Annotated in this window: 8 protein-coding genes; 5 read left to right on the top strand and 3 right to left on the bottom strand. The window is 56.0% G+C overall.

Annotated elements, in window-relative coordinates:
* The first annotated feature begins 3 nt into the window (after positions 1 to 3).
* From uvrA to FZZ85_RS11555, 3 genes are all read left to right on the top strand, one after another.
* On the top strand, positions 4 to 2,967 hold the full coding sequence (uvrA, locus tag FZZ85_RS11565) for an excinuclease ABC subunit UvrA (RefSeq protein WP_226415409.1): 2,964 nt from the start codon (positions 4 to 6) through the stop codon (positions 2,965 to 2,967).
* Positions 2,967 to 4,463, top strand: a complete 1,497-nt coding sequence (locus tag FZZ85_RS11560) for an alpha/beta fold hydrolase (RefSeq protein WP_226415407.1) — start codon at positions 2,967 to 2,969, stop codon at positions 4,461 to 4,463. Before uvrA ends, FZZ85_RS11560 begins: the two co-directional genes overlap by 1 nt.
* A 205-nt stretch (positions 4,464 to 4,668) precedes the next feature.
* The gene (locus FZZ85_RS11555; RefSeq protein WP_226415405.1) at positions 4,669 to 6,792 is read left to right on the top strand and encodes an HAD family hydrolase; all 2,124 of its coding nucleotides are present in this window, start codon (positions 4,669 to 4,671) and stop codon (positions 6,790 to 6,792) included.
* Here the strand turns inward: FZZ85_RS11555 and purT are convergent.
* The 3 genes from purT to FZZ85_RS11540 form a co-directional block, all read right to left on the bottom strand.
* Positions 6,778 to 7,956: a formate-dependent phosphoribosylglycinamide formyltransferase gene (gene purT, locus FZZ85_RS11550; RefSeq protein ID WP_226415403.1), complete on the bottom strand. Its 1,179-nt coding sequence runs from the start codon at positions 7,954 to 7,956 to the stop codon at positions 6,778 to 6,780. The two genes, FZZ85_RS11555 and purT, sit on opposite strands and share 15 nt — an antisense overlap.
* Positions 7,957 to 8,050: 94 nt before the next feature.
* Positions 8,051 to 8,218, bottom strand: a complete 168-nt coding sequence (locus FZZ85_RS11545) for a hypothetical protein (RefSeq protein ID WP_226415401.1) — start codon at positions 8,216 to 8,218, stop codon at positions 8,051 to 8,053.
* A complete protein-coding gene (locus tag FZZ85_RS11540) occupies positions 8,218 to 8,466 on the bottom strand; it encodes a hypothetical protein (protein WP_226415399.1) in 249 nt (82 codons plus the stop codon). Before FZZ85_RS11540 ends, FZZ85_RS11545 begins: the two co-directional genes overlap by 1 nt.
* 822 nt (positions 8,467 to 9,288) lie before the next feature.
* Between FZZ85_RS11540 and FZZ85_RS11535 the strand changes: the two genes are divergently transcribed.
* Positions 9,289 to 11,994: a Calx-beta domain-containing protein gene (locus FZZ85_RS11535; RefSeq protein WP_226415397.1), complete on the top strand. Its 2,706-nt coding sequence runs from the start codon at positions 9,289 to 9,291 to the stop codon at positions 11,992 to 11,994.
* A gap of 96 nt (positions 11,995 to 12,090) precedes the next feature.
* Positions 12,091 to 12,455, top strand: a 365-nt coding sequence (locus FZZ85_RS11530; protein WP_226415395.1) for a sulfotransferase family 2 domain-containing protein, incomplete at its 3' end; no start/stop codon positions are given.

Here is a 12,455-nt window from a genome sequence, read left to right as displayed (position 1 = left end):
CTGATGGCGCGAGCTGCTGCCAAGATCGCTGAATCAGCTGGCCCGCTGGCGACTCAGGACGATGTGATTCGAGTAAGGGGTGCCCGGCAGCACAACCTCAAAAACGTCGACGTCACCATTCCCCGCAACAAGCTGGTGGTGTTCACCGGGGTGAGCGGAAGTGGCAAGAGTTCGCTCGCCTTCGATACGATTTTCGCGGAGGGGCAACGCCGCTACGTCGAAAGTCTGTCGGCCTATGCCCGCCAGTTCCTGGGGCAGGTAGACAAGCCCGATGTGGATGCCATCGAGGGCCTGTCTCCTGCGATCTCGATTGATCAGAAATCCACCAGTCACAACCCCCGTTCCACGGTGGGCACCGTCACCGAGATTCAGGATTATCTGCGTCTTCTGTTCGGCCGGGCTGGTGAACCCCACTGTCCCAAATGCGGCCGCTCGATCAAGCCGCAGAGCATTGACGAGATGGTCGATCAGATCCTGCTGTTGCCGGAGGGAACCCGCTATCAATTGATGGCGCCCGTGGTCCGCGGCAAAAAGGGAACCCACACCAAGTTGATCAGCGGCCTTGCGGCCGAAGGTTTCGCGCGGGTGCGCATCAACGGTGAGGTGCGCGAGCTGGCCGACAACATCGAGCTCGACAAGAACCACAGCCACAACATCGAGGTGGTGGTTGATCGCCTTGTGGCCCGTGAGGGGATTCAAGAGCGGCTAACCGATTCGCTGCGCACGGCTCTCAAACGCGGAGATGGTCTGGCGTTAGTGGAGGTGGTGCCCAAGAAAGGTGAGGAGCTTCCTGATGGCGTTGAGCGGGAGCGGCTTTATTCCGAGAATTACGCCTGCCCCGTGCATGGGGCTGTGATGGAGGAGCTCTCACCACGGCTGTTTTCTTTCAACAGCCCTTACGGCGCCTGTGAGGCTTGCCATGGCATTGGCCATCTGCGCAAGTTCACCGTTGACCGGGTGATCCCGGATCCATCTCAGCCGGTGTATTCCGCTGTTGCTCCCTGGGCTGAGAAAGACAACAGCTATTACTTCTCGCTTCTCTACTCGGTGGGAGAAGCCTTTGGTTTCGAGATCAAGACCCCATGGAATGAACTCACTGATGAACAGCGGGATGTGCTGCTCAACGGAAGCCGCGAACCGATTTTGATCCAGGCTGATAGCCGTTACCACAAGGGCAAAGCCGGCTACACCCGCCCGTTTGAAGGCATTCTTCCCATTCTTGAGCGTCAGCTTCGCGACGCAAGCGGCGAGTCCCAGCGCCAGAAACTTGAGAAGTATCTGGAGTTGGTGCCCTGTGCCAGCTGTGCTGGTCAGCGGCTCCGCCCCGAAGCCCTGGCGGTGAAGGTGGGGCCCTATCGGATTCCAGAGCTCACGGCCGTCAGCGTCGGTCAGACCCTGGAACGGATCGAAAAACTGATGGGTGTGGGCGCTCATGAGGGTTCAGAGCCCCTGCTGAATGCCCGTCAGATCCAGATCGGTGATCTGGTGCTCCGGGAAATCCGCCTGCGTTTGAAGTTCCTACTCGATGTTGGCCTGGACTACCTGAGCCTGGATCGACCGGCGATGACGCTCTCCGGCGGTGAAGCCCAGCGCATCCGCCTGGCCACTCAGATCGGTGCTGGTCTCACCGGGGTGCTTTACGTGCTCGATGAGCCGAGCATTGGACTGCATCAGCGGGACAACGACCGCCTCTTGAACACTTTGGTGCGGCTGAGGGATCTCGGAAACACTCTGGTGGTGGTCGAACACGATGAAGACACCATTCGTGCTGCTGATCACGTGGTGGACATCGGCCCTGGTGCCGGGGTCCATGGGGGTCACATCGTTGCGGAGGGAAGTTTCGATGACTTGGTGGCGAGCAGCGAATCCATCACCGGCGCTTACCTGAGCGGACGTCGCTCGATTCCCACGCCGGCCGAACGCCGGCAGAGCGGTTCACGCTCACTCAAGTTGATCGATTGCAACCGCAACAACCTCAAGAACGTTTCGGTTGAGTTCCCCTTGGGTCGGCTCGTGTCTGTCACCGGGGTGAGCGGCAGCGGCAAGAGCACCCTGGTGAACGAGCTCCTGCATCCGGCTCTGGAGAACGGATTGGGTCTCAAGGTTCCCTTCCCGCAAGGGTTGCGAGAACTGCGGGGTTTGAAGTCGATCGACAAGGTGATCGTGATCGACCAGAGCCCGATCGGACGGACACCCCGCTCCAACCCAGCCACTTACACCGGTGCCTTTGATCCAATCCGTCAGGTATTTGCCGCCACGGTGGAGGCCAAGGCCCGTGGCTATCAGGTGGGGCAGTTCAGTTTCAACGTCAAGGGCGGCCGCTGTGAGGCCTGTCGCGGTCAGGGCGTGAACGTGATTGAGATGAACTTCCTTCCTGACGTCTACGTCCAGTGCGATGTCTGCAAGGGCGCTCGGTTCAACCGTGAAACCCTGCAGGTGAAATACAAGGGCTACACCATTGCGGATGTGCTTCAAATGACTGTGGAGCAGGCCGCTGAAGTGTTCGATGCGATTCCTCAGGCGGCAGATCGCTTGCGCACGCTGGTTGATGTGGGCCTCGGCTACGTCAAGCTCGGCCAGCCGGCGCCAACCCTTTCGGGGGGTGAGGCCCAGCGGGTGAAGCTGGCGACGGAGCTATCACGGCGGGCCACCGGCAAGACGCTCTATCTGATTGATGAGCCCACGACCGGCCTCAGCTTTTACGACGTGCACAAGCTGATGGACGTGATGCAGCGGTTGGTGGATAAGGGCAACTCGATCATCTGCATCGAGCACAATCTTGACGTGATCCGTTGCAGCGACTGGATCATCGATCTCGGCCCTGAAGGCGGTGACAAGGGTGGCGAGATCCTGGTCACCGGCACTCCAGAGGAGGTCGCCCAGCATCCCACCAGTCACACCGGCCGTTACCTCAGCCGGGTTTTGGAGCAGCATCCACCAGAACTACCCGTACCACTGGCGGCTTGATGGTTCGATTTCGGATACGCCTGACGGCCCTGGCTTTTGGCATGTCGCTGGCCCTCAGCGGGGGTCCCGCTTCAGCATTGGAGCGGCTGGTGTTTCGACTGCCGTTCCTGGAAACGGAGATCACGATCAACTTCGATGACGGTGAGTCCGCTGAACAATTGATCCAGGCCAGTCCAGATCTGAAGGATCTGGAATTGGCAAGTGCTGGCAAGTTGTTGCCGCTGATGCGCCAGGTGTTCCTTACGCCACTGCCCTTGGAAACCAAGGCGTTGCTGGCGGGATCGACCGGTCAGCCGCTGCTGGAGCAGGCCCTCTATGCGGCGACGCAGGTGGTGGCTCTTGAAGGAGTTGAGCTGGATGTGAGCGGGCGGATGCTGACCCAGGCTCTGATTCGTGCTGAACGCCGGGGACAACCCAACATCCTTGGTTTTTTGCGGGAGTTGCCGGGAGAACAGGCATCGATCGATCTGTCGCGTCTCGCTGAGGTAGCCAATCGGCTTAAAACCAATCTTGAGGAGGGGGTTGCCTTAGCCCGTTCCGTTGAGCCCGCATCCGTGACGGCTGCTCTGCGGGGGGCATTGCGGCCCAGTTGGTCCCGTGAGGTTGTTCAGGTGACTGTGCCCCACCGGCCGAAACCCCTGCGGGTTCTGACGCTTCAGCCTGCAGCACCAGGGAATGGACGCTTGGCCGTGATTTCCCACGGGCTTTGGGACGATCCGGAATCCTTTGAAGGTTGGGGTGAGGTGCTGGCTGCTCATGGCTACACCGTGCTGCTGCCCGACCACCCCGGCAGTGATCTCAATCAGCAGAGGGCGATGCTCGCTGGTGACGCGCCCCCGCCGGGGCCTGAAGAGTTGCGGCTTCGGCCCCTTGATGTGTCCGCCTTGTTGGATGCCATCAGTGCAAGGCGTCTTCTGCGTGGGGCTACGTTGAACACCGATGCCGTAGCGGTGGTGGGTCACTCCTGGGGAGCCACAACCACGTTTCAGTTGGCCGGTGGTATCCCCACTGATCGAAAACTCAAATCCCGTTGCAACGACCTCAAGAACCCTGAGCGAAACATCAGCTGGGTGCTCCAATGCAGTTGGCTGTCGGGGGTTAACCAAGCCGCTGTTTCCGATCTAAGGGTCAAGGCTGTTGTGGCCGTCAGCCCGCCCTTGCGTTTGTTGTTCGACGGCAGCCGCTTGGAGAGCCTTCCGGCCAAGTTGCTGCTGATCAGCGGTACCCGCGATTGGGTGGTGCCTTCGGGGCCGGAAGCCATCGCTCCGATGCGTGAGAGCAAGGCCGTGCGGTTGGGTCACCGCTTGGTGTTGGTGCAGGGTGCCGACCACTTCAGCCTTCGTAGTTTTCAAGGTGAGCCGTCCCCCGCACAGGTTGGGCCGGTCATCCTTGGCTGGATCAACGAGCAGCTTGAGGTGGATGGCGTGGTCACCTTCACTGCGGGTGGTTGGGGTGACGAGCAGGACAGCCTTGTCGATGTCAGTGAACGCCTCTGACGTTGCTGGCTTGTTACATCAAGCAGAGGGTATGTCTGTTGTCCCATGGGCTCAGATCCCTTGCACAACAACACAACTCGGCTTTTTTGTTCTGTTTGATTTGTAGGCCTTCTAAGGTTTTTTTCATTTTTCACCTCTTCTTCCGCATCTAAAGAAAAACAACGGCACCGAATTTGCGTCCCGTTGTTTTTTGTGAGGGGAGCGAATGGGGATCAGGTTGTTGCATCTGCATCTTCACGGTCTGTTGCGTTCCCATGAGCTCGAACTGGGCCGGGATGCTGATACCGGTGGCCAGACGTTGTACGTCCTTGAGCTTGTGCGCAGCCTGGCCCAGCGGGCCGAGGTTGAGCAGGTTGATGTGGTCACTCGGCTGATTCAGGACCGTCGGGTTGATCTGGACTACAGCCAACGGGTTGAAGATATTGCTCCAGGTGCACGGATCCTGCGCTTTCCCTTTGGTCCGAAGCGTTATCTGCGTAAGGAGTTGCTTTGGCCCCATCTCGAGGAGCTGGCTGATCAGCTGGTGGAATATCTGAGCCAGCCCGGCCAGAGGGTGGATTGGATTCATGCTCACTACGCCGATGCAGGTCTGGTGGGTGCTTTGGTTAGTCAGCGGTTGGGGATTCCGCTTGTCTTCACTGGCCATTCCCTCGGTCGGGAGAAACAGCGACGTCTTCTGGCCGGTGGCCTAGATCGCTCTCAGATCGAGCAGACCTATGCCATCAGCCGCCGCATCGACGCTGAAGAGCGTGCTTTGGCTCAGGCGGATCTGGTGATCACTAGCACCCGTCAGGAGGCGGATCAGCAGTACTCCCGCTACGGCCACTTTCAGGCGGATCAGGCGGAGGTGGTGCCCCCAGGTGTCGATGCTTCCCGGTTCCATCCCCACGGTTCATCGCAGGAATGCTCCGCGCTGGAAAGTCTGTTGCAGCCTTTCCTAAGGGAGCCGGATCGTCCTCCCCTGCTTGCGATTTCCCGTGCGGTTCGGCGCAAGAACATTCCCGCGCTGGTGGAAGCCTTTGGCCAGTCGCCGGTGCTGCGGCAGCGTCACAACTTGGTCCTTGTTCTGGGTTGTCGGGATGACCCGCGTCAGCTCGAGAAGCAGCAGCGTGATGTGCTTCAGCAGGTGTTTGATCTGGTGGATCGGTTTGATCTCTATGGCCAGGTGGCTTATCCCAAACAACACAGCCGTGCCCAGATTCCCGCTCTGTACCGCTGGGCGTCGCGTCGTGGAGGGCTGTTTGTGAACCCAGCGTTGACCGAACCCTTCGGACTCACTCTTCTGGAGGCCGCGGCCTGTGGTTTGCCGATGGTGGCCACCGATGATGGCGGTCCACGGGACATCCAACTCCGCTGCGACAACGGTCTTCTGGCGGACGTCACCGATCCTGGTGCACTTCAAGAGGCCTTGGAATTGGCCGGCAGCGATCGCTCCCGTTGGCGTCGTTGGAGTGACAACGGGGTTGAGGCCATCAGTCGCCACTTCAGTTGGGATGCCCATGTGTGTCAGTACCTCGCCCTGATGCAGCAGAAGATCCGCGTGTCACCTGTTCGTGCGATGTCGGTGGTGCGGCGGCCCAGTCCCGTTTCCAGGTTGTTGGCGTTGGACCTCGATAGCTGCTTGGAGCTCCCGGAGGAACGCTCCCTGGCGCATCTGCGCGATCGGCTTCATGCCGAACCCTTTGCCGCTTCGACAGGCTTGGTGATTCTCACGGGGCGGTCGCTGGATCAGGCGCGTCAGCGCTACCAGGAGTTGCATCTTCCCGACCCCAAGGCCTGGATCTGCCGGGCTGGAACCGAGATTCACCACAGCTCGGATCGCGCGGAAGATCCCGTGTGGGCGCAGCGCATCAGTCAAGCCTGGGATCGCGAGGCTGTTCTCGCAGCCATGGGGCAACTCCAGGAACACCTTCAGCTTCAGGACCCTGATCACCAGAGTCCTTACAAGGTCAGCTATCTGTTGCGTGCTTCCAACCGCGGTCTGATTGGTTTGGCCCGTCAGTGCTTGCGCCGCCATGGTCTGCAGGCGGAACCCCAGCTCCGTTGCCATTGGTTCTTGGATGTTCTGCCCCAGCGCGCGTCCCGCAGCGAGGCCATCCGTTTTCTGGCCCAGTCTTGGCAGCTCCCTCTGGAGCAGGTTCTGGTGGTGGCCAGTCAGCAGGGGGATGGAGAGTTGCTGGATGGTTTGCCCGCCACGGTGGTTCCTGCGGATCACGATCCCTGCCTGTTGGGTCAAAGGACCCAACAGCGGGTGTACGTGTCGAAACGCCCCAGTGTTGGAGCTGTGCTGGATGGCTTGACCCACTACCGGTTTTCAGGAAGCCGTTGATCCTGGAATCACGGTCACACAGGCGGCTGCCCTGTCGGCCTTGGCTTGTGCTTCCTTCCGATCTCCTCCACGTGCCAGGGCCACACCCATGCGCCGACCGGGGCGGGCTGTGGGCTTGCCGAACAGCAGCAATTGGGTATCAGCTTCCGTGAGCGCTTGTTCGACCCCTTCAAAAGCGATGGAATCCATGTTCTTTTTGGCCAGGATCACTCGGCTGGCGGCGGCATTAGCTGCCTTGATGGTGGGGATCGGTAGACCGAGAACAGCGCGCAGGTGCAGTTCGAACTCGCTCAGGTTCTGGCTGATCAGGGTCACCAGGCCTGTGTCGTGTGGCCGGGGCGACAGTTCAGAAAAAACCACCTCATCGCCACAGAGGAAAAATTCCACACCGAAGAGACCGGCACCGCCCAGGTTGTCGGTGACGGTTTTGGCCATGGCCTGGGCCTGACGCAGTTGTTGGTCGGTCAGTTGAGCCGGCTGCCAGCTGCATTGATAGTCCCCTCTTTCCTGTTCGTGGCCGATTGGCTCACAGAACAGGGTTTCGCCATTGCGCTGACGGATGGTGAGCAGAGTGATCTCCAGATCGAAATGGAGAAATTCCTCCACGATCACCTGGGTTGAGGTGCCTCGTGCACCGGCCATGGCGGCTTCCCAGGCCTTGGGCAGATCGTCTGCACAGGTCACCACGCTCTGGCCTTTGCCGGAGGAACTCATCACCGGTTTAACCACGACGGGCCAGCCCAGAGGCTCCGCCACCGCTTTGAGTTCCTCAGCACTGGCGGCGTAGGCGAACCGGGCGGTGCGGAGACCGAGTTCGCCGGCCGCGAGGTCGCGGATGCGGTCTCGATTCATCGTGACGGCCGTCGCGCGGGCTGTTGGAATCACGGTGATTCCCTCTTGTTCGAGTTCCGCTAGGGCATGGACGGCGAGCGCTTCGATCTCCGGGATCACCACGTCGGGTTGGTGGCGCCTGACCACCTCCAGCAAGGCATCGGCATCGGTCATCGGCAGCACTTCGGCCACGTCAGCTATCTGCATGGCTGGGGCACCGGCATAGCGATCACAGGCGATCACCCGGCAGCCCAGACGTTGGCCAGCAATGGCCACCTCCTTGCCCAGCTCCCCGCTGCCCAGCAGCATCACGGTGCGTGGAAACGACGGCATGGTGATCCTTGAACGGCCTTCCTGCATCATCAATCAACGCAAGTCCTGAGACTTTCCGCAGCCTGGGGTGCAGCGCCCGATGTCCCGCTAGGTCTCAGTTCGAATCGATGCTGCTCTGACGGCGCACTTCTCCGATCAGCCACACGCCCATGAATCCAAGAGACGAAACACCGAAATAGATCAGCACCCACCGCAGAACCCGATCAGGATCTGCAGCTGCGTTGGCGAGCAGCTCAGCGGTTTTGGCAAGCAGGTTGTCCATCAGTTCTGAAGATCTGGGATCAGCGTGAGTTGGCGGACCGGTGATTCTTCGCTGACGAAACCCCAGGCTTCAAACACGGTGGGATCGGGATGCGTGATGCGCTGCTCCTTTCGATGGCATTCCAGTTGGAACCCTTCGCTCGACATGCGCCGCATCAAACTGGCCGACTCCTCAAAGCGGGCAGCCATCGCCTCGAGGCTTGAGCAGTCAGCTGTGAGACCGGATTCACGCCAGGTGAAGTAGGTCATTTTCTCAACTGGAACGTAGGAAGCAGTCATAGCAAGGGTTTCGGGCGGTAGGGGTTCAGCACAACACTGTGTGAATGTGGTGTGAATGAATCAACCGCTTTCAACTGGCAGAGCCGGTTAGCCGCAGTGCTGGTGAAGAGGTTACGAGGAAATTCCATACAGATCGCGTGCGAGCCAGATTCAGGTTTTTTGCCTGAATGGTGTTGTTGCTGATCCGTGGCTAGCGGTGGGAGTGAGACGAGTCGGCCAGATGTGGGGCGGACTACGGCTCGGGTGATCTGCCTTTGCCGCTGGCCGGATCACCCTGTGTCGCTGCATCTATATATGTGGTGATCACGTCAGCCTGTGACTGGGCTTAGGTCTCTGTATTTGTAGACGAACTCAGCAGATCTCAGTTGCAGCAACGTGTTTGCTTGTCCTGTGTGTATGGATTCTGACTGTCGTGTGTATGCCTGTGGCATAGCGCGGAGCACTACAAGCCCTTACCAGGCCAAACAGTCGCGTCTCTGCGCTGGACTACGGAGGGGTACCGGGGGTATTTGCGGCCGTGTCTATACGTACAAAGGGTTCAGAAATTTCTGCGGGGTACTGGGGCGCACAGGCTTTTGAGCCTTTCTTCCATCCGGCAGCAGCATGGGACATCCTGCCCCAGTGGATAGCAATACAAGATCAATGGGTTCTGCCTATTGCACTGCGCAGGGTTGAGATCCATCGCTTAGCAAAGGCATGACGAGGGGCAGGCATAACCAACGATTCCTTCGTGATACACATGCGTCTTAAAGTAAGAGAAATGATTAGGTCGCCTCTAGGCGCTGGGCTTATATGGGAATTCAGCTGAACCCTTTGGGGCGCGAGGGACAGCCCGTCATCAGCAAGAACGGGCAATACATTGCGATAGGGAACACAAATCAAATTGATATATACGACAGCAACATAAAGTTAGTCCGTTCAGTTTCACTCCCAGGCTCACGCCCATATGGCAACTATGCAGTTGCAGGGATATCAGGTGACGGCAGCAATGTGTACATAAGAAGCTGGAATTCCTATTTGTCAACCGCAGGCGGCCTACATAAGATAAACGCCATCAATAGCTCAATCAGCAGGCTAGACGTAGACGAAAATGGATCAACAGTTACCTATCAGGGATGGAGCCTTGATGCACAAGATATTGATTTTACATCGGACTATTCAAAAGCTGTCATAGCAATTAGAGATACCGCAGACTCAAAAAACTGGGGCAGCCAAAGAGTCAATATCTTCTTAAAAGATCTGACAGGCGGCTCGCTTCAAAGAATTGATTTTTTAAGGACTGAATCGGAAATGGGGTTTTCGTCAACTCCAGAAATAAGCAATGACGGCCAGAAAATAGTATTTGCCTCGGACCTTGACCTGACAGAGACTGGGGTGTCAGGCCAAAATATATATCTGTGGAATTCAGGCAACTCATTTGAGCTAATAAATAAAAAGCAGAACGGAGATGCCTTTAGTTCAAATTATGGATGGAACGCTGATATTTCTGGTGATGGCAATAAAATTGTCTTTCAAACTGGCGAAGCCCTTGACCCGGCTGACACCAACGGAGTATCGGATGTCTACATAAAGGACTTAGGCACGGGCAAATTCACAAGAGCATCAGATAATATTGGCGGCGGAATATACCCTAGATTCTCCAACAACGGGGAGCTTATCTTTTTCCAGGTATACAACAGCAATAGCAAATACTTAAAAGCCTATAATCTTTCTTCGAGCAAAGTAATTGATATACCCGGCATAGCTGCCAAAAATACCCCAAGTTTTTCCTCAGAAAGCTTTGAGAGCATTGCAGATGATTCCGGGATATTCTGGACCTGGAAGGATTATTCAGACGATGATACTGATGGTGATGCTGACTACTATTACTTTTCTATTGAAGGAAGTCCCACCTATACCATTAGCCCAACAGTTTCTACATCAAATGAAGGTGGAGAAATTCGCACCAATGTCTCTACTTCAGTTGTAGATGCAGGGACCAGGCTCTATTGGACGCTCAGTGGTACCGGTATCGATGCTGATGATTTCTCCACAGGTGATCTCAAAGGCTCACGTGTCGTCAAATCCGATGGCACGATCACCTTTGCCCATACCCTTGCCAATGATCTGACCACAGAAGGGACAGAGACCTTAGAGATCAAGCTCTTTAGTGATTGGAAACGGGAGAATCAAGTTGGGGACACTGCCACCGTCACCATCAATGACACCTCCCTAACACCTGCCGAATCGATCTTCTCCATCGATGGCACCAACGTCTGGGAAGGCGATACGGCTCAAGTTCTGATCACACGTAAAGGCAATACATCTGCTGCCATCGACCTCATCGTCAACACCGTCAATGGCACCGCAAGCAGCGGTTCCGATTACACCCAGATCAAAGACAAAACCATTCGCTTTGGTGCTGGTGTTAAAAGCAAAAAACTATCCATCGCCACCAAAGAAGACTCCGCCGTTGAGTCGGATGAGACCTTCAAGCTCAAGATCTCATCCACTGAAGATCTTGCGCAGTTCAACACCAAAGCTGCCACCGTCACCATTGAGGATGACGATCAAGCTGTCGTGAACAACACGATCAATAACACCAACATCACCTACAACTACTTCAACTCCAACAACACAACGGTAGGATCCAATAACACTACAACCACGATCAACTCCAACAACAAAAATAACACCGTCAATTCCAACAACAAGCTCAGCAGTTGGAACATCTACCGCGTTGATCAAACCGTTAAAGCCAGAGACATCGTTGGTCAGTGGTTCTCTGACTCCACACCCATCAGCGCCTTATCCGAGGACGTCAACGACACCAAGCTGATGGATGTCATTGAGAAGACCTGGAGCGACAAGGTCCAGATCAACCGCGTTGTTCAAGCCAAGCAAGGTGGCGGTGAACTCATCCAGGGCAAGCAGATCAACAAAAGTGCCTGGGACGGAGTGCCCAAAGGCTCTGTCCTCAATGGCAGTACCGGCGGTGAAACCCTTAGGGGTCTGGCTGGTTGGGACGTCATCGATGGCGGTGATGGTGATGACCTGATCCACGGCGGTAATGGCCGCGACATCATTACCGGTGGTGAAGGCTCTGATGAGCTCCACGGTGACTTCGGCTGGAACACCTACAAAGACCAACGCGATGGTTCAACAGACCTGATCGCGATTAAGTCCGATCAACACCTCAACAACTGGTGGTACGGCACCTCAGGCAACAGTCCCAACGGAGAGAAAGCCGATTTCATCGAGGGACTGGATGCCAAAGACCAAATCAAGATCATTGGTGTCTTCTCCCAAGACCTCTCCTTTAAAGAGAACGTCACTGCCAGAGGTGTCTCCGGCATTGGCATTTACGCCAAAGGCACCCTTGAGGCGGTCTATACCGGCGGCAACTTGAGCATTGGTCAGCTTACCCAGATGACCAGTGGTGATGGATCAACCACTGCTGTCAATAATCGGATGTGGAGTTACTGGGGCAATAACATAGTTCCCTCTTTAGAGACTTAAAATAGCGTTGCGAAATTGCAAGTTATAGTTTATGCTATCATTTGAGTATGGAATATGATTTTTTAAAGTACTAAGAAGTCAAGACAGCTAATAATTATGCCTCTTATCAGATCCAACAAGTCACTTATTTATTTTTCGCACATACCCAAATGTGGTGGAACTTCAGTCCTTGCATATGCATCGCAGTTCAAAGAAGTGAAAGTCGCATTTTATGATCAACAATACTTATTGCTCCCAATCGAAAAAAGAGCAACAAAACTATCACCACAGCATATCAGTGGCGATTCAGCCTCGAGGCTTTTTCCTGCACATTTTATTGACCATTTCTTCGCTTTGACAAGAGATCCTATCTTAAGATTTAAAAGTGCATTCACGCATCAAAAATATATAGAAAGGACAATACACAGGGCTAAAAATATTAATGAATTTATTAGATATGAGATCTCTATTATGTATATGAA

Origin of the sequence: Synechococcus sp. MU1642 (assembly GCF_020514115.1) — a bacterium.
Taxonomy (GTDB): Bacteria; Cyanobacteriota; Cyanobacteriia; order PCC-6307; family Cyanobiaceae; genus Parasynechococcus.
The sequence above is the reverse complement of the archived record's forward strand: the minus strand, read 5'-3'. Positions and strand labels throughout refer to the sequence as shown.